Origin of the sequence: Arthrobacter sp. 35W (genome assembly GCF_000482545.1) — a bacterium.
Classification (GTDB): domain Bacteria; phylum Actinomycetota; class Actinomycetes; order Actinomycetales; family Micrococcaceae; genus Specibacter.
Window position 1 is genome coordinate 79,833 of record NZ_KI519454.1, and the last position, 18,066, is coordinate 97,898.

Genomic DNA, 18,066 nt, shown 5'->3' on the forward strand with positions numbered 1-18,066 from the left:
CCATGACTGGGATGGCCACACGCAGCGAACACGATCTTCTCGGGGACCGCGACATCCCCGCAGACGCCTATTGGGGCGTCCACACCCTGCGGGCGGTGGAAAACTTCCCGATCACCGGGCAGAAGCTCTCCAGCAACACCAACCTCGTCCGCGGGCTGGCCATGGTCAAGATGGCCGCCGCCCGGGCCAACCAGGAGCTGGGCCTGCTCGACGACGTCCGCGCCGGCGCCATCACCGCCGCCTGCCAGGACATCATCGACGGCAGGCTGCATGAGCAGTTTGTTGTGGACGTCATCCAGGGCGGGGCCGGTACGTCGTCGAACATGAACGCGAACGAGGTCATCGCCAACCGCGCGCTGGAAATCCTGGGCCACGCCAAGGGCGAGTACCAGCATCTGCACCCCAACGACCACGTCAACCTCAGCCAGTCCACCAATGACGTCTACCCGACGGCGGCCAAGGTGGGCACCATCTTTGCCGTGCAGGGCCTGCTGGCCGCCATGGAGGTCCTGGCCACGGCCTTTGCCGGGAAGTCCGAGGAGTTCCGGACCGTGGTGAAGATGGGCCGCACCCAGCTCCAGGACGCCGTGCCCATGACGCTGGGCCAGGAGTTCGGCACCTACGCCGTCATGATCGGCGAGGACCGCGCCCGCCTGGCCGAGGCCTCGAAACTGGTCCACGAGATCAACCTCGGGGCCACGGCCATTGGCACAGGACTCAACGCCCCGGAGGGCTACGCCACCGTGGCCTGCCGCCACCTGGCCGAGGTCAGCGGGCTGCCGCTGGAAACCGCCTTCGATCTGATCGAAGCCACCCAGGACGTGGGCTCCTTCGTCCAGCTCTCCGGCGTGCTCAAGCGGGTGGCGGTCAAGCTCTCCAAGATCTGCAACGATCTGCGCCTGCTCTCCTCCGGCCCACGTGCCGGTTTGGGCGAAATCAACCTGCCCGCCGTGCAATCGGGATCCTCGATCATGCCCGGCAAGGTCAATCCGGTGATCCCGGAGGTGGTCAACCAGGTGGCGTACCAGGTGATCGGCAACGACGTCACGATCACCATGGCGGCCGAGGGTGGACAGCTGCAGCTGAACGCCTTTGAACCCATCATTGTGCACTCGCTGACCGCGAGCATCCTGCACCTCGAGGCTGCCTGCCTGACGCTGGCCGAACGCTGCGTCCGCGGCATCACGGCCAATGTCGAAAAGCTCCGGCTCAGCGTGGAGCAGTCCATCGGCCTGGTCACGGCGCTGAACCCGCGCCTTGGCTACGCGGCCGCGACGGCCATCGCCCTGGAGGCCCAGACCACGGGCCGCGGCGTGGCCGAACTTGTCCTTGAGCATGCCCTGCTCAGCCCCGAAGAACTCAACGAACTGCTCTCGCCGGAACGTCTGGCCAATCTCTCCGACTGAGCCGCACCGGCGCAATGGTGCGCCGCTGGCACGGTAGAAAAGGAAGAACACCATGCAACACGCAGCAAAGCCCGATACCTCGGACCTCGTGCAGGACATACCCGATTCGGCGTTGACCGCCGAGGATGCCGGCTACCACAAGGGGCTCAAGTCCCGGCAGATCCAGATGATCGCCATTGGCGGCGCCATCGGCACGGGTCTGTTCATGGGCGCCGGCGGGCGCCTGGCCACCGCCGGCCCCGGCCTGGTCATCAGCTACGCACTGTGCGGCTTCTTTGCCTTCCTGATCCTGCGTGCGCTGGGGGAACTGGTGCTGCACCGGCCCTCCTCCGGCTCCTTTGTCTCCTACGCCCGCGAGTTCTACGGGGAGAAGGCGGCCTTCGTGTCCGGCTGGCTGTACTGGCTGAACTGGGCCATGACGGCCATCGTGGACATCACCGCCGTCGCCCTCTACATGCATTTCTTCGCCAAATATGTGCCCTGGATCGGCACCGTTCCACAGTGGGTGTGGGCACTGGCCGCGCTATTGGTGGTCCTGGGCCTGAACCTGGTGTCGGTGAAGGTCTTTGGCGAGATGGAGTTCTGGTTCGCCCTGATCAAGGTGGTCGCCCTGGTGACGTTCCTGGTGGTGGGGCTGTACTTCGTCATCTTCGGCACGCCCGTTGAGGGCCAGCAGGTGGGCTTCTCGCTGATTGCCGACAACGGCGGCATCCTGCCCAATGGCCTGCTGCCGGTGGTCATCGTGATGCAGGGCGTGGTGTTCGCCTACGCCTCCATCGAGCTGATCGGCACCGCGGCCGGTGAAACGCAGAACCCGGAAAAGATCATGCCCAAGGCCATCAACACAGTGGTCATCCGCATCGGCGTGTTCTACGTCGGCTCGCTGATCCTGCTGTCGCTGCTGCTGCCCTTCACCGCATACAAGGCCGGCGAGAGCCCGTTCGTCACGTTCTTCGGCTCCATCGGCGTCGACGGCGTGGACGCCATCATGAACCTGGTGGTGCTGACGGCGGCCATGTCCTCGCTGAACGCCGGCCTGTACTCCACCGGGCGCATTCTGCGGTCCATGTCGATGTCCGGCTCGGCGCCGCGCTTTGCCGCCCGGATGAACAAGAACGGCGTGCCCTACGGCGGCATTGGCCTGACGGCGGCGGTGGCGGTGCTGGGTGTGGTGCTCAATGCCATCCTGCCCGCGGCGGCCTTTGAGATTGTCCTCAACGTGGCCTCGCTGGGCATCATCAGCTCCTGGGGCACCATCGTGCTCTGCCAGCTGGCCCTGTTCAAGCTGGCGAAGAAGGGCGAGGCGATCCGGCCGTCATTCAGGATGTTTGGCGCGCCCTACACCGGCTACCTGACGCTGGTGTTCCTCGTCGGCGTCCTGGTGCTGATGGCCTTCGACGCTCCGGTGGGGACCTGGACGGTGGCCTCGCTGGTGGTCATCATTCCGCTGCTGATGCTCGGCTGGCGGCTGTCCAAGAACCGGATCCTGGAGATCGCCCACGGCCGCGAGGGGTTCACCGGCCCGCACCCGGTGATTGCCCACCACAGTCTGGCCACAGGCAAAGAAGGCACAGGGGCGACGCCGGACAAGACCCCCGAATCGGCCGAGAAGGACTAGCCAGCCCGGCCGGGGAATATTCGCACGGTCCTTCCAGTTCAACTATGTAGATGCAAACGCATGAAGCTTGGTGGCTGAGAAGGAGTCGAAAGTGCAGCACGGGACGCAAGAGCAGCGCAGGATAGTTGTTGTTTCAGGAGGCCTCGGCGTTCCGTCGTCGAGCCGCATGCTCGCCGACCAGCTGGCCGCAGCCGTCACCGCCCAGCTGGCGGAGCTGGGCACGACGGCGGTGGTGGACGTCGTCGAATTGCGCGACTACGCCGGCGACATCGCCAACAACCTTGTGACAGGCTACGCGGGCCCCGCCCTGGCCGCCGTCATCGCCAAGGTTGAGGACGCGGATGCCATGATCGCCGTGACCCCGGTGTTCAGTGCCTCCTACAGCGGCCTGTTCAAATCCTTCTTCGACATTCTGGATCCCAAACTGCTCGACGGCATGCCGGTGCTCTTCGGCGCCACCGGCGGCAGTTCGCGGCATTCGCTGGTGCTGGACATGGCGATCCGGCCGCTGTTCAGCTACCTGAGGGCGCGCACCATGCCGACCGCCGTCTACGCCTCCCCGGAGGACTGGGGCCAAGGTGGCGGCGGGGCCGACGGTCTGGACCGCCGCATCGCCCAGGGGGCCGGCGAGCTTGCCGTCGCCCTGGCACCGACCGGCGGGACGCGCTCACAGGGAAACGCCGCCGGTGGATCCATCGGATCATCCCAACCGGCGCTTGACCACAAGGCCAAGCGTGCAGCCCGCGAGGCCGAGAAGATGGAATCCCTGCCCTTCGAGCAGCTGCTCGCGCAAATCACCGCCCGCTGACGCGCTGACGCCGGCGCGAACCACCGGACCGGCACCGCCTAGAAGTACAGCGTGGGCGGCGCCGACGTCCGGGGCCTGCGGTCCAGCACATCCTGGAGCACCCGCAGGCCGGTGTCGTAGACATCGGGGTGGATCTCCGGGCTGGCGTGGCCGGTGTGCGGCACATCGTATTGGAACGACAAGCTTGACCCCAGCAGCCGCCGCCATCCCCGGATGGCGGCGGCTGCATCCACAATGAAATCCTCCGGGTCGTAGAGCAGGCCGATCCCGGTGCTGGGGGACACGCCGCCGTCGAACTGGGCCGGGAAGGCCTGCAGGAACGTGGCCTGCGTGGTGGAGAGGATCAGCGAGGTCTGGTCCGGGTCCATCGACCTGCCCACCCCAGACCGTGCCGCCTGGTACATGTCCTCGCCGTTGGGATTGGACAGCCCGCTCCACACGCCCGCGGCCAGCCGGCCCACAATTCCCGTCAGCGGGACCACCACCCCGGCCATGGCGATGTAGTCCTTGCCCGGATCCTTGACCTGGCTGACGTCGGAGGGGCTGGAGGCGAAGACGATCAGCTTCACGTGGATGCCGTTCTGTTCCAGCAGCGGCGCAAGAACCGCCGCCACCATGCCGCCGAAGCTGTCGCCATAGAGATAGGCCGTGGTGACCTTCCGGGCGAAGGCGTCCCGTTGGATGGCGATGAACAGCTGGGCGATGTCGATGCCCTCGTTGGAGTAGCCGATGTACGACGCCGGGGCGCGCTCATTCATGGCCGGCTGCAGTGCCTCGAGCTTGCGGCCGGCGGTGCGGTTGGAGACCCGGAATCCGGGCAGCAGGTACCAGGCCCGGCCGGGAAAGCGGAGGGCCGCGGCGTCGTTCTTCGCGTTCGACGGCGTGACCACCTTGAAGGAGGAATCCTCGGTGAGCCTGTAGTCGGCGGCGATGTTGGCCCGGAACGCCGTCACCGCGGCCCCGGCGGCAAGGGCCAGCAGAACGCGGCGGCGGCCGACGTCCGGAATTTGCCGCACATGCCGGCCGGCAGGCCGTGGTGTTTCATTGGCATTCATGGTGACCTCACTGCCGATTCTGCCACAACTGCGCAGCAATGGAACGGGCACTGTGGAGGCCCCCACGGGCCCGCGAAGTGGTGCGCCGGCGGCCCGTGGCCGGGCCCCGCAGGGCAGGCTCCCGGCGCCACGCAGGGCACCCACGGGGCGCCCAGTTGGGTAGTCTTCCGGCGCCGCGCGGGGCCGCCTCGTTGAGCCTTCCCGGCGCCGGTGGCAGGATGGGGAGGTGCAGCCCTTCTTTGATTTCCTGGCCCATTACTGGTGGTTGGTGTTCCCCCTGGCCGGCATGGCCGGCGGTTGGGGGAGGGCCTGGTCCAAGGCCGCCGAACGCCGGCACCAGCGCAAGGTGGAGTTGTACAAGCTCCAGCACCAGAGTGTGGCGCTGGAGGCGAACCGGACCACAGATGTTGAAGCACTCGTGGCCGCGCACGACGCCGTCAACCAGCGCTGGCTGGACTATGAATTGGATGTCGGGAAGCTGATCGACTTCCCCATGATGACCGATGTCCGCGAGCCCTTGACCGTGGCGTTCCTGCGGGCCAAGCGCACCGCGGACGGCCTCCGGCCCGCCGATCCGGCGGACATGGACTCGACGGCGGCGCTGGCCGAATACCGCGCGGCCGTCAACACCTACGAGGTGGCCTTCGACGTGGCCGAGCACGAGGCCAAGCGGCTCAAGGACAGCGCTTTCAGCGAGGGTGAACGCCAGCGGCTGGCCACTGCCCGCAAGCTGGTGGCCATCGTCGTCGACGATGGCGCCACCGAGGCCGAGAGGCAGACGGCCTACAAGCGGGCCCGGAGGGAATTGGACGGACTGCTGGTGCTGCCGGATGTCTCCATCGCCGCACTGGAGGAGAAGGCGGCGCAGATGCTCGGCCCCACCGCCGGCTGAGGACCAGCCGCCCGGGGCGCGAGGACAGGCGACGGCGGATGGCCCCCACCCAGGGGACCGTCCGTCGTCGTGCTCTATTCAAATGCCGTGCCGGCCTACTTGCCGCCGAGCAGCTCCAGCGTCTTGGCCGCGAAGCCGCGCGCCGTGGCATTCCACAGCGTCAGCAGGCCCAGCAGGTTTTCGCCGTCCACGCGGTGGGCGGAGACCTCGGATTCCAGCATGCCGAGCACATCGGTGCGCAGCTCGGTGTTGAAATTGACCTTGCCCACGCGAAGGCCCGGGGCCTTTGCGAGGTCCTCGGCCGGAATGCCGGACGCGCCGTGGAGCACCAGCGGCACACCCGCCTCGGCGGCGATGCGCTCCAGCAGGTCCCAGTGCAGCATCGGCTCGCCGGCGTACTTGCCGTGGACGTTGCCCACGGCCACGGCCAGCAGCTGTGCACCGCTGCGCCGGACGAAGTCCGCCACCTGGGCCTCATCCGTCAGGCCGGTTGCGGCCAGGGCGAAGGCCTTGTCCTCGTTGCCGGCCAGCCCGCCCAGCTCGGCCTCGATCACGATGTCCGGGTTGTCGATGGCGGCGCGCACACTGTTGACCAGTGCGATGTTCGCCTCCAGCTCCAGCGAGGAGCCGTCGGCCAGCACCGAGTCGGCACCGGCGTCGATCCCGGCCTTGATCGCCTCCAGATTGCTGGCGTGGTCCAGCTGGACGCAGACCGGCACCGTGGCGGCGTCGGCCAGCCCGCGCAGCGCCGACACCAAACGCAGCCCGGACACGGAGGCCGCGGACTTGGGGGCCACCAGCAGAATGACGCCGGTGCCGGCGGCCTCCGCTGCCTCGACGACGGCCAGCGCCGTCGTGAAGTCGTAGCAGGTCAGGGCCGGAACGGCGCCGCCTGCGGCCAGGGCGTTTCCAACAAGGTCATCCAAATGGGCGCGCATCAGGCAGCCATCCCGCCAACGAGAACCCAGGCGAGGCAGGTCAACAGGAAGCCTGCGATGCCCAGGACGGTGGTCAATACGGTCCAGGTCTTCAGTCCGTCGGCCACGGTGAGGCCGTAGTAGCGCACCACCACCCAGAAGCCGGCGTCGGTGACGTGGGACAGGCCCAGCGAGCCGAAGCCGATGGCGATGACAATCACGGCAATCTGGGCCGGGCTGTAGTGGCCCGCCTGGATGGCGGCCGTCAGCAGTCCGGTGGTTGTCACAATGGCCACCGTGGCCGAACCCTGGGCCGCGCGGAGCGCCAGGGAGATGATGAAGCCGAGCAGCAGGATCGGCATGCCCCAGCCGTCCAGCGTGTGCGAGAGGGCCGCGCCGATGCCACTGACCTGCAGCACGGTGCCGAAGATGCCGCCACCGGCGACGATCATCAGAATCGAGGCGATCGGTGGCAGGGCGCCCTCGAAGATGTCGCTGGTTTCCTGCAGCGACCAGCCGCGGCGGATGGCCAGGGTGTAGAAGGACAGAGCCACAGCCACCAGCAGGGCGAAGAAAGGGTTGCCCACGAAGGCGGAGAAGCCGTGCCAGAAGGTGCCCTTTTCCAGGGTCAGCGTGCCCAGGGTGCCGAGCAGGATCAGGACGATGGGTGCGGCGATCAGGGAGATGATCAGGCGCGGCCGCGGCGGGGCCATGTCGCCCTTGTGGCCGGCCATGAGGGTCTCCGGGCTGCCGAATTCCTCCAGCTGGGCCGCCACGGAGGGCAGCAGCGCGTAGGACCGGCGGTTCAGAATGCTGGAAACCCAGTAGCTCAGGAAGCCCAGCGGCACACAGATGGCCAGCGAAACAATCATGATCAGTCCGACGTCGGCGCCCAGCACGCCGGCCCCGGCGACAATGCCCGGGTGCGGCGGGACGGCCACGTGGATGGCCAGCATGATGCCGGCCATCGGCAGGCCGAACTTGACCGGGTGGACATTGGCGATCTTGGAGAACGCATAGACGATCGGCACCAGGACGATGACGCCGACCTCAAAGAACACCGGAATGGCCACCAGGAAGCCCACGATGGTCAGTGCAATGGCCACCCGCTTGGGCCCCAGCGTTGCGGTGAAGTGGTCGGCCAGCGACTGCACACCGCCCGAGACCTCGATCATCCGGCCCAGGATGGCGCCGAGGGCGATCAGCAGAGCCACCTTGCCCATGGTGCCGCCGACGCCGGTGGAGACCACGGTGAAGATGTCCTTCAACGGGATCTGCGCGGCCACGGCCACCAGGATGCTCACCGTCAGCAGGGAGACGAAGGCATGGATCTTGAAGCGGACGATCATGACGAGCAGCAGCGCCACGCCGGCTGCGGCGATGGTGAGCAGCAGGGGAGTGCCCAGCTCCACCGCGGGCTTGATGACGGGCGTGTCCGCCGCCGCAAGCATCAGGGGGTTGATTACGGTGTTCATCTCTGTGAAGTCTCCTTTGACGCCAGGCTTGGTGCAATCACAACGGGTGTCTAGCCGGCGTGGCGCTGGGTGGGCGCCACAACCTTGATGACGGCGGAATCGTCCTCAGCAGCCAGCCCCTGGGCCTGGCCCAGCAGGAACAGCTGCTCGGCGGCAGCGGCCACGGGGGCGGCCAGGGAGGCGGCGCGGGCGGCCTTGCCCACGATGCCCATGTCCTTGACGAAGATGTCCAGGCGGCTGAGCACCTCGGCGCCCTCCTCGGTGTAGGCCTGCAGGATGCGCGGGCCGCGGTTGGAGAGCATGAAGGATCCGGCGGCTCCGGCCTCCAGCGCAGCGAGCGTCTTGGCCTGGTCCAGGCCCAGCGCATCGGCCAGGGCCAGTGCCTCGGCGGCTGCGGCGATGTGCACGCCGCAGAGCAGCTGGTTGACGGTCTTCATGGCCTGGCCGTCGCCGGGCTTGTCGCCCACCACCGTCAGCGTGGAGGCCAGCAGTTCCAGCACGGGGGTGGCCTGGGCCAGAGCGGCCGGGGTGGCGCCGACGACGATCAGCAGATCGCCGTCGCCGGCACGGACGGGGCCGCCGGAAAGCGGTGCATCCACCAATTCGACGCCGTACTCGGCCAGGCGCGCCACCGTGCCGGCGATGGCCTCGGTGCCCACGGTGCTGGTCAGGATCACGACGGAGCCCTTGGCCAGGGCCGGGGCCACGCCGTTGTCGCCGAAGAGCACATCGTTCAGCTGCTCGCCGTTGCGGACGGCCAGCAGCAGCGCGTCGGCGCCCTGGACGGCCGCGCGGGCCGAGTCAAAGGTGCGCACGCCGGCCTCGCGGGCCAGCTCCAGGCGGGGGGCTGCGATGTCGAAGCCGTTGACGGTGAGCTTGCTGGCCAAACGAGTGGCCATGGGCAGGCCCATGGCCCCGAGGCCCAGAACGGTGACGGTGTAGTTGGTGGACATGGAATTCTCCTAGGCAAGGCTGTGCCCATGAACTGGGCAGTGGGGGATTGGGCGAAGCGTTTAGAAGGTGCTGCTGAGCTTGCGGGTGACCTGCGCCAGCGACTGGTCATCGCCCACATTGCCGGCGAAGACGATGTAGGGGATGCCCGCGGCGGGGCCGCCCACGGGCTCCCAGAGGGAGACAATGCCCGGCAGCATGGGGCCGCGGACAATGGCGTGGCGGATTTCCAGGCCGTGGGCTGCCACATCCGAGGAGGTGATGCCGCCCTTGGCGATGACGAAGCGCGGCGGGGAGGTCTTCAGCGTCCTGTTGACCACCTCGACGACGGCGGCGGAGACGCTGCGGGCGATGCGCAGGCTCGCGGCGGCGTCGTCGGTCTTGATCAGCAGACGGCTGGTGTGGACGATGACGTCGCCCGTGGCCAGGGCCGTGACGACGGCGGACACAGTTCCGTCCAGGTGGGCGGCTGCGTCCTCGCCGAGCAGCTGCTCAACGTCGATCTCGATGATGCTGGCGGAGCGGTGCTGCTCGGTCAGGGCCTTGAGCTGGCGGGTGGTGACGCCCACGTGGGAGCCGACGACGATCAGGCCGCCGGCGGCACCGGCTGTCTCGTCCTGCGTGAAGATCTCGCTGGTTTCCAGCTCGGGGTGGATCTCCTGGCCGATCCGGGCGCGGACAAACGGCGGGCCCACCCGGTAGATCAGCGTCTTGCCGCGGCGTTCGGCCTCGTCCAGGCCCAGGGCGAGGATGCGCAGATCGTTTTCGGTCACGGTGTCCACCACGATCGGCGTGGAATCCGTGGCCGCGGCGATGGCATCGGCCACGGCGGCCGCACCCTCTGCCGGGGTGCCGGTGCGCAGCAGGTTCAGGTCAACGACGATGACGTCCGCGGCCTGGAAACGTCCCAGGGACTTCTCCTGCACGTAGTCAGCGAGGCGGGAGTTGGTGTAGCCAAAGGTGGCGTCCTGGGCGAACTCGGTTTCGCCCGTGGGGGTCAGCGTGCCACCGGCGGTGCGCATGTAGTGCACGCCGCCGATGGTGATGCGCCCGGCGTCGGGGAAGGCCGGAACGATCACGACGCCGTCGGCCGTGGCGCCGGTTGTGGCCGCCAGAGTCTCGGCGATGGTGTCCGGTTCCAGCGGGTAGTGCCCGCGCAGGGTGGAGTCGCTGCGGCTGACAAAGCCCACCACCGTGCCAGTGGTTTCGGCAGCGGCCAGCGCGCTGGTGACAATCTGGCGGTTGCGCTCGGCGGCTTCGGCCGGGTCCAGGCTGCGGGTGTTGGTGAGCACGTAGACGGCCCCGGCCCGGGCGCCGTCGATCTGGTGGGTAAAGGCCCAGACGAAGTCCTCTTCGGTCCAGCGGGTCAGCACCGGCAGGTTGGCCACCGACTGGGTGCCCGTCGGGTCGTCGTCGAGGACCACCAGGACGCGGTTGGAGTCGGACACCGTGGCGGCGACATCGGCTGCGGCCACGTGGACCTCGGCGGGGAAGCCGGCCAGCAGTTCGGATTCAAGGATCATGGGACACCTCTTTGTGCGGAAGTTGTGCTTTTGTCAGATGTCTGACATTTGAATGATATTGTGGCACCAACCACAGCATCTGTGCAAGTGAGGGCTTCCGAGGCCCGGAACTGCGCCCTCTGGTGGGCCTGTTGGGCGGGGCGGTGGACTGGGGGTTCGACCCCATAAACTGGAACATCGCTGTACATGGAACGTTGCACTGGGAAAAGGGGGAGCATGGCGCGCAAATCGTTGACCGGTGTGGTCGCGGACGATCTGCTGGATAGGATCGTGGCCGGCGAATTCCCGCCGGGATCCGTCGTGCCCGGCGAGCTTGAGCTCAGTGCCCAGCACGAGGTCAGCCGGATGACGGTCCGCGAGGCCATGAAGACCCTCGAGGCCCAGCGGATCCTAAGCGTTGAGCGCGGCCGCGGGACCTTCGTGAACCCCCTGAGCCAGTGGGTTTCCCTGGAGGCCGTCCTGCGGGCCGCCTCCGAGGGGAAGAACGACGCTGTCGCTGCCGTCCAGCTGATCGAGCTGCGCCGCATGCTGGAAACGGGCGCCTGTGAGCTGGCCGCCACGCGGATCAGCGACGCCGAACTGGACCTGTTGGAGGCGCATGTAGAGGCCATGCGCGCCGCCCACCAGCGCGACGACGTCGCCGCGTTTGTCGAGGCGGATCTCGCCTTCCACGACGTCATCCTCCATGCCTGCGGCAACGTCTTTGTCTCGGTGCTGTTCGACCCGCTCCACCGCGTGCTGGAGAACCGGCGCGCCCAGACCTCGCGGGTGCCGCAGATCCAGGCGAACGCTATTGACATGCACGGGCGGATCCTCGCCTCGCTGCGCTCACGCGATCCGGAAAGCGCCCGCATCGCCATGGACAACCACATGATCCAGACGCTGGAGGACCTGAAGACGTACGTTCTTCAGGGCTGAGCGTTTTTTCTGGCCCGGACCGGCCCGGACCGGCCAGAACCGGCCAGAACCGGCCAGAACCGGCCAGAACCGGCCCGGACCGGCCGCCTGGCGTTTGGTGCGTGGCCCGCTGCCTTGGGGAGCCGGGCCTCTTGGGGAGCCGGGCCTCTTGGGGGAGCCGGGCCTACAGTCCGGTGGCCTCGACCGCCGACAATAGGCGGAACTGCCGCCCCACACGGTGCTCCTCGGCGCCGTCGGGGGGTTCCACGATGTCGCCGGCATTGATGTCCGGCGCCGCCGAGACAATGGTGCGCCCATCGGTGTTCACCAGCGCGGCGCGCGGCCCAATGGTGCGCAGCAGCGGCAGCCCCAGGCGTTCAAACGTCTGCGCTGTGACATCCAGTCCCACGATGCCGGCGACCGAACCATCCCCCTGGACTATGGGGTGGGTGAAGGTCAGCACGTATTCATCGGTGCAGAGGAAATCGATGTACGGTCCGGTGACGTGTGGCAGTCCGGTTTCCACGGGGATCCGGAACCACTCGGCCTTGACGTAGCGGCTGAGCGACTGCGGGCTGAAATTGGCCAAGGCATCCACGCGCTCCATGTCATCGCCCTGCCACCAGGCAATGTAGCTGCGCTCGGGCTCCATCAGCCCGGCGTTGGCGATGAAGCCGGCCCCGGCAACATGGCCCTCCGGATCCGTGAGCAGTTGCACCACGGCCGCGCGGATGAACTTGTCGATGGCCGTGCCGGTCAGCTTGCCGCTGGAGGCGATCCACTCCTGCGTGGCCGCGGCCCAGACATCAAGCCGGCGTTCGATCCCCGCCACGAAGCCATCCAGCTGCCCAACGGCATCCGCGGTGGTTTTCACTTCAGTCATGATGCACTGCCTTCTGGATAGGACGACGCCGCCGGGCCCGCGGGGTGCCGCCGGCTGTCGAGGTGGTTCTGGTTCTGGTACTGAACTGCACTGGTTCTGGATGGTCCTGCTGCTGAGGGTAGCGCTTCTGAATGGTGCTGCCGAGCAGTCTATTGATCTGCCGCGTGTGCGGCCAGCAGCCAGTTGATGGTGGCCGAGACGAGTTCCTTGGTGCGGGACTCGGCGGCCATGGGGTCCCGGGCTGCGATGGCATCCGTGACCGCCTCGCTGAGGGTGGCGGCGTGTTCGCAGAACTCCCTGTCGCCAAAGGGCAGCAGGGTCAACGTGCCCAGATCAGCCTGCAGCCGCAGTAGTTCGCGGGCCAGCCGCGCCGAGCGCGCGACGGCGGCGATCTCCAGCAGGAACTCCGAGGACGCAAGCCGCCAGCTCAGCGGAGTATCAGTCTCGGGGCGGACGAAGTAGCGCAGCGCCTCGACGTCGTTGGCGTCCGCCCGCCGCGCGGCAACACCCGCGCAGGCGACGGCAATCGCTTGGTAGTGCAGGCCCAGATCGCTGATCTGCAGGCGCGTCAGGCCGCGCAGTTTCTCGCGGGCCCGCACCAGAGAGGGGAGGGCATCGTCGGCCACAAAACTTCCACCGCTGCGGCCGCGCGCCGTGCGGATCAGCCCCTGGCCGCGGAGCTGGGACAGCGCCTCGCGGGCGGTGACCGCGGAGACGCCCAGAGCGGCGGCAAGCTCGACTTCGTTGGGAAGGCGCTGGCCGCTGGTCAGCAAACCTGTCTCCACGGCAAGTTCAATGCGCTGGCAAACCTCATCCACCAGGCCGCCGGACTTGATCGGCGTGAACACCGCAGCAAGGCTGCGGGAGGCGCCAAGTGGTGACAAAGACATCCGCGCCGCCTCTCCTGAAATTGGTCATTGCCATCGTAACCAGAAGTTCCCCCGGGGGTCTATACATAAATCATCTGAAGTTATAGTGTTTATCTCGATCGGGCCAATGTGTTCCAGATCACACTTGAACACTCACTGGTAGACGACCACCTTCAGACCACCGGCAACGGGGAAAGGCGCACCTCATGACCGAGACAGCGTTGATCGGCGCAAAGCCGCAGCAGACCCAGGACGTTCCGGCCATCCGGCTGCGCAACCTCACCAAGACCTTCGGCGACGCCGTAGCGGTGGACGGCGTCGACCTGGACATCCGCCAGGGGGAGTTCTTCTCCATGCTGGGACCCTCCGGCTCCGGCAAGACCACCGTGCTGCGCATGATCGCCGGCTTCGACCTGCCCACCTCGGGGACCATCGAACTGGAGGGTGTGGACGTCAGCGGCAAGGCGCCGTTCGAACGGGACGTGAACACGGTGTTCCAGGACTATGCGCTGTTCCCGCACATGTCGCTGGTGGACAACGTGGCCTATGGTCTGCGGGTGCGCGGCGTAGGGAAGCGGGAGCGCCGCGAGCGCGCCGTCGAGGCTCTGGATCGGGTGCAGCTGGGCAAGTTCGTCACCCGCCGGCCCTCCCAGCTCTCCGGCGGCCAGCGCCAGCGCGTGGCCCTGGCCCGGGCCCTGGTGGTGGAGCCCAAGGTGCTGCTGCTGGATGAACCGCTCGGCGCCCTGGACCTCAAGCTCCGCCAGCAGATGCAGATCGAGCTCAAGGAACTGCAGCGTTCGCTGGGCATTACGTTCATCTTCGTCACGCACGACCAGGAGGAAGCGCTCACCATGAGCGACAGGATTGGCGTGTTCAACAACGGGAAGCTGGCGCAGATCGGCACCGCCCATGAGATCTACCAGCGGCCCACAGGGTCCTTCGTGGCGAACTTCGTCGGCACCTCGAATGTCTTCGACCCGGCGGCGGCCAAGGCCCTCTACTCCCGGGCGACGGCGTTCGCCGTCCGCCCCGAGCGTCTGCGGTTGGGCTGGGATGTCCGCCCCGTGGTGGATGGGTCCGCCGCATCGTCCACTTCCGCCGCGGCAGCGGCGGCCCCGGCGCACTCGGCCGGCAGGCCCGCCGCAGGGCCCGGCGAGACATCGGTGCGCGGCACCGTCACCTCGCTGGTCTACGTCGGGCACGCAACCCAGGTGCACATCGCCCTCGACGACGGGCCCGCCGTCGTCGTTCTGGCCAGCGATGAACTGCTCGATGAGAACCAGGCAGTGGGCGCCGCCGTCACGGTTGGCTGGTCCGACCGCGACATCGTGTGGCTGCCCGAACCCGGCCCCGCCGCGGCGACCGCCTGACCGCCCCTTCGATTCCACCCAGCTCCACCCATCATCACTCTATGAAAGGCAAGCACAGTGGCACTGAACAAGAAGTCATCGCGTGTGGTGGGGGCCCTGGCGGCTGCCGTCCTCGCACTCACCGCCTGTGGAACCAGCGGCGGCTCCGGCGGCGCGGCCACAGCGGCCATGACCGCGATCGGCCCGGGGGAGGGGCAGATCTCCATCCTCGGCTGGCCCGGCTACGTCGAAGACGGCAGCAACGATCCCAAGGTTGACTGGGTGACGGACTTCGAGCAGCAGACGGGCTGCAAGGTCAACTTCAAACCCTTCGGCACCTCGGACGAAGCAGTGACGCTGATGCGCACCGGTCAGTACGATGTCATCTCCGCCTCCGGCGATGCCTCCCTGCGCCTGGTTGCCGGCGGGGACGTGCAGCCAGTGAACATGTCACTGCTGAGCAACTACGCCGATGTGTACCCCTTCCTGAAGGACAAGGCGTGGAACACCGTTGACGGCAAGAACTACGGAATGCCGCACGGCTGGGGCGCCAATCTGCTGATGTACCGCACCGACCTGGTGCAGCCTGCACCCACCTCCTGGAGCTCCGTGTTCGACGACGCCTCCGCCCACGCCGGCAAGGTCACCGCCTACGATTCACCGATCTACATCGCCGATGCGGCCATGTACCTGATGGCGCACAAGCCCGAACTGAACATCAAGAACCCCTACGCGCTGGACACCACCCAGCTGGCGGCCGCAGTGGATCTGCTGAAGGCCCAGCGGAAGAACATCGGCGAGTACTGGAGCGACGTCGTGAAGTCCGTGCAGTCCTTCACCTCCGGCAGCACCGTCATCGGCACCACCTGGCAGGTCGGAGCCAACATTGCCCAGGCCGAAGGAACGCAGGTGGAGACCCTGCTGCCTTCCGAGGGGGCAACCGGCTGGTCCGACACCTGGATGATCGGATCCAAGACCAAGAACCCGAACTGCTCCTACCTGTGGCTGAACCACATCGCCAGCCCGGCAGCGAACGCAGCAGTGGCCGAGTACTTCGGCGAATCACCGTCGAATCCCAAGGCCTGCGATTTGACCGCGGACAAGGCCCACTGCACGACCTACCACTCCGGTGATGCCGCCTATGCCGAGAAGATCTGGTACTGGACCACCCCTGTAGAGAAGTGCATCGACGGCCGCACCGACGCCAAGTGCACCGACTACTCCGCCTGGACCAAGGCCTGGACGGAAATCAAGGGCTGACCCATTGCCCCACAGAGTGTGGGCAGCCAGCCGGCCGCCCACACCCGCACCACCCCAAACCTCCCCGGCATTCCCTGGCGGTCTTTCCCTAACGGAACTTCCCCGACGGAACGCACAGCAGAACAAAGGTAAGACGACATGGCACTACAGACGCAGCAGCCCGGAGCCACTCCCGGCCCAGCCGCCGGCCCAGCCGCCGGTGCCGTGCCGCGGGCCAGAGCAAACAAGTTCTCCGCCCTGCTCTTTAGATCGCCCCGGCTGCGGCTGGCCGGGCTGATCACGGCACCGGCCGGCTGGCTGGTAGTGATCTACATTGCCGCGCTCGCAGCCCTGCTGATCACAGCGCTCTGGACCGTGGACACCTTCACGGGCAAGGTCTCCACCACCTGGACCTTCGACAATGTCATCCAGGTGGTCACGGACCCCGTGTACCAAACCATTACATTGCGCACCATCTGGATAGCCCTGGCCGTGACCATGATCGACGTCGTGATTGCCCTGCCGATCTCCTTCTTCATCGCCAAGGTCGCCACGGCACACTGGCAGAAGATACTGGTCATCGCCGTGCTTATGCCGCTGTGGGCCAGCTACCTAGTCAAGGCCTATGCCTGGCGCAATGTGCTGGCCGAGGGCGGCCTGCTCGAATGGCTCGGGACGCCCATCGGACTCAACAGCCCCGGCTATTCCGAAACCGCCGTGATCCTGACACTGGCCTACATCTGGCTGCCGTTCATGATCCTCCCCATCCACGCCGGCTTTGAGAAGGTGCCCGATTCCCTGCTGGAGGCCTCCGGAGACCTCGGCGCCAAGCCCTGGACCACTATGCGCCTGGTCATGCTGCCGATTCTGGTCCCGTCCATCATCGCCGGCACCATCTTCACGTTCTCGCTCTCGCTGGGCGACTACATCACAGCACAAATTGTCGGTGGGGCCACGCAAATGCTCGGAACCGTGGTGTATGCCAACGTTGGCGCGGCCAACAACCTGCCGTTCGCCTCCGCGGTGTCCCTGATCCCGATCGTGATCATCATGATTTACCTCTTCGTGGTCCGCCGCACCGGCGCCCTGAACAACATCTAGGAGCACGTTGTGAGACTCTCCCGCAGCGCCAAAATCATCCTCGGCACCGTGACCGGCCTGGTCCTGCTCTTCATCTATGCGCCACTGCTGCTGGTGGTGGTGAACTCATTCAACGCCGACAGGACCTTCGGCTGGCCGCCCAGGGGATTCACACTCGAGTGGTGGGGAAGGGCCTTCGAATCCACCGGCGTGCGGGAAGCGCTGGTCAACTCGCTCTGGGTGGCGCTCGTGGCCACCGCCATCTCCCTGGTGCTCGGTACGCTGCTGTCACTGGCCCTGCAGCGCTACAAGTTCTTTGGCCGCGACGCAGTGAACCTGCTGGTCATCCTGCCCATTGCACTTCCCGGCATCGTCACGGGCATTGCGCTGAACAATATGTTCACCACCATCCTGGGCGTGCCGTTGAGCATGTGGACGGTGGTCATTGCCCACGCAACGTTCTGCATGGTGACGGTGTTCAACAACGTCATCGCCCGGTTGCGGCGGATGGACAGCAAACTCGAAGAGGCCTCTGCCGATCTCGGTGCCGGCGTCTTCACCACCTTCTGGCTCGTGACCTTCCCCCAACTGCGCTCGGCCCTGCTGGCCGGTGGGCTGCTGGCCTTCGCCCTGAGCTTCGACGAGATCATCGTGACGACCTTTACGATCGGCGCCGGCGACACCACCCTGCCCATCTGGATACTGCAGAACCTCTTCCGACCCAACCAGGCCCCCGTGGTCAACGTGGTTGCCGTCGTGCTGATCATCGTGTCGATCGTGCCCATCTGGCTGGCCCAGCGGCTGTCCGCCGACTCCGTGGGCATCGGCCGCGGCCGGCCCGCCCGGACCAAGGCCGTAGCCAAGGCGTAGCCGGGTGCCGAGATTCGGCGGTTCGACTCAAAGCCTCCGACGACGGCGGGTCCCGGGCGCCTGCTTGGATCCACCTCCGGCTCTCCAAGGTAGTCCGACGACGGCGGACCCTGGGTAGTGCACCCCATGTTCTGCGTGCATTGGGCAGAGGACCGCCACAGCAAGATGTTGATGAGGGCCCGGCCATCTGGCCGGGCCCTCATTGCGTCCGGGTGCCTTCCATGGGGCGGACTC

General features: G+C 67.0%; 16 protein-coding genes. 9 read left to right on the forward strand and 7 right to left on the reverse strand.

What is annotated here, in order from left to right:
- Positions 1-2: 2 nt before the first annotated feature.
- The 3 genes from K254_RS0100395 (at position 3) to K254_RS0100405 (ending at position 3,832) form a co-directional block, all read left to right on the forward strand.
- Positions 3-1,406 carry an aspartate ammonia-lyase gene (locus K254_RS0100395; protein ID WP_026553722.1) on the forward strand — a complete coding sequence of 468 codons (1,404 nt, stop codon included), beginning with the start codon at positions 3-5 and terminating at the stop codon, positions 1,404-1,406.
- Between the two features lie 52 nt (positions 1,407-1,458).
- Positions 1,459-3,024: an amino acid permease gene (locus K254_RS20950; RefSeq protein ID WP_051388593.1), complete on the forward strand. Its 1,566-nt coding sequence runs from the start codon at positions 1,459-1,461 to the stop codon at positions 3,022-3,024.
- Positions 3,025-3,190: 166 nt separating this feature from the next.
- Positions 3,191-3,832: a CE1759 family FMN reductase gene (locus K254_RS0100405; protein WP_231391826.1), complete on the forward strand. Its 642-nt coding sequence runs from the start codon at positions 3,191-3,193 to the stop codon at positions 3,830-3,832.
- A 38-nt stretch (positions 3,833-3,870) separates the two neighbouring features.
- On the opposite strand, the gene K254_RS24615 is transcribed toward K254_RS0100405, so the two are convergent.
- Positions 3,871-4,887, reverse strand: a complete 1,017-nt coding sequence (locus tag K254_RS24615) for a hypothetical protein (RefSeq protein WP_155848399.1) — start codon at positions 4,885-4,887, stop codon at positions 3,871-3,873.
- 226 nt (positions 4,888-5,113) lie between these two features.
- On the opposite strand from K254_RS24615, the gene K254_RS0100415 reads away from it, so the two are divergent.
- A complete protein-coding gene (locus K254_RS0100415) occupies positions 5,114-5,779 on the forward strand; it encodes a hypothetical protein (protein WP_026553725.1) in 666 nt (221 codons plus the stop codon).
- A gap of 95 nt (positions 5,780-5,874) precedes the next feature.
- Here K254_RS0100415 and K254_RS0100420 read toward each other — a convergent pair whose 3' ends face one another.
- The 4 genes from K254_RS0100420 to K254_RS0100435 are packed head-to-tail and all read right to left on the reverse strand — an operon-like array spanning position 5,875 to position 10,645.
- Positions 5,875-6,717, reverse strand: a complete 843-nt coding sequence (locus K254_RS0100420; protein ID WP_026553726.1) for a class II fructose-bisphosphate aldolase — start codon at positions 6,715-6,717, stop codon at positions 5,875-5,877.
- Entirely contained in the window at positions 6,717-8,171 is a 1,455-nt protein-coding gene (locus K254_RS0100425) for a GntP family transporter (protein WP_026553727.1), read from the reverse strand. Before K254_RS0100425 ends, K254_RS0100420 begins: the two co-directional genes overlap by 1 nt.
- Before the next feature lie 50 nt (positions 8,172-8,221).
- Positions 8,222-9,124 (reverse strand): NAD(P)-dependent oxidoreductase, encoded by a 903-nt coding sequence (locus K254_RS0100430; protein WP_026553728.1) that lies wholly within the window; start codon positions 9,122-9,124, stop codon positions 8,222-8,224.
- Between the two features lie 60 nt (positions 9,125-9,184).
- Positions 9,185-10,645: a four-carbon acid sugar kinase family protein gene (locus K254_RS0100435; protein ID WP_026553729.1), complete on the reverse strand. Its 1,461-nt coding sequence runs from the start codon at positions 10,643-10,645 to the stop codon at positions 9,185-9,187.
- Positions 10,646-10,861: 216 nt separating this feature from the next.
- Here K254_RS0100435 and K254_RS0100440 point away from each other — a divergent pair, with 216 nt between their 5' ends.
- On the forward strand, positions 10,862-11,563 hold the full coding sequence (locus K254_RS0100440) for a FadR/GntR family transcriptional regulator (RefSeq protein ID WP_026553730.1): 702 nt from the start codon (positions 10,862-10,864) through the stop codon (positions 11,561-11,563).
- Positions 11,564-11,726: 163 nt separating this feature from the next.
- On the opposite strand, the gene K254_RS24620 is transcribed toward K254_RS0100440, so the two are convergent.
- Complete coding sequence (locus tag K254_RS24620; RefSeq protein ID WP_051388595.1) at positions 11,727-12,425, reverse strand: cache domain-containing protein; 699 nt, start codon at positions 12,423-12,425, stop codon at positions 11,727-11,729.
- Positions 12,426-12,574: 149 nt separating this feature from the next.
- Positions 12,575-13,315, reverse strand: a complete 741-nt coding sequence (locus K254_RS0100450; RefSeq protein ID WP_026553731.1) for a FadR/GntR family transcriptional regulator — start codon at positions 13,313-13,315, stop codon at positions 12,575-12,577.
- A gap of 185 nt (positions 13,316-13,500) precedes the next feature.
- Here K254_RS0100450 and K254_RS0100455 point away from each other — a divergent pair, with 185 nt between their 5' ends.
- From K254_RS0100455 to K254_RS0100470, 4 genes are all read left to right on the forward strand, one after another.
- Complete coding sequence (locus K254_RS0100455; protein WP_051388598.1) at positions 13,501-14,664, forward strand: ABC transporter ATP-binding protein; 1,164 nt, start codon at positions 13,501-13,503, stop codon at positions 14,662-14,664.
- 57 nt (positions 14,665-14,721) lie between these two features.
- Positions 14,722-15,903 carry an ABC transporter substrate-binding protein gene (locus K254_RS0100460; protein WP_155848400.1) on the forward strand — a complete coding sequence of 394 codons (1,182 nt, stop codon included), beginning with the start codon at positions 14,722-14,724 and terminating at the stop codon, positions 15,901-15,903.
- A 138-nt stretch (positions 15,904-16,041) separates the two neighbouring features.
- Positions 16,042-16,983: an ABC transporter permease gene (locus K254_RS0100465; protein ID WP_081709790.1), complete on the forward strand. Its 942-nt coding sequence runs from the start codon at positions 16,042-16,044 to the stop codon at positions 16,981-16,983.
- Positions 16,984-16,992: 9 nt separating this feature from the next.
- Positions 16,993-17,832 carry an ABC transporter permease gene (locus K254_RS0100470; protein WP_026553735.1) on the forward strand — a complete coding sequence of 280 codons (840 nt, stop codon included), beginning with the start codon at positions 16,993-16,995 and terminating at the stop codon, positions 17,830-17,832.
- Positions 17,833-18,066: the final 234 nt, after the last annotated feature.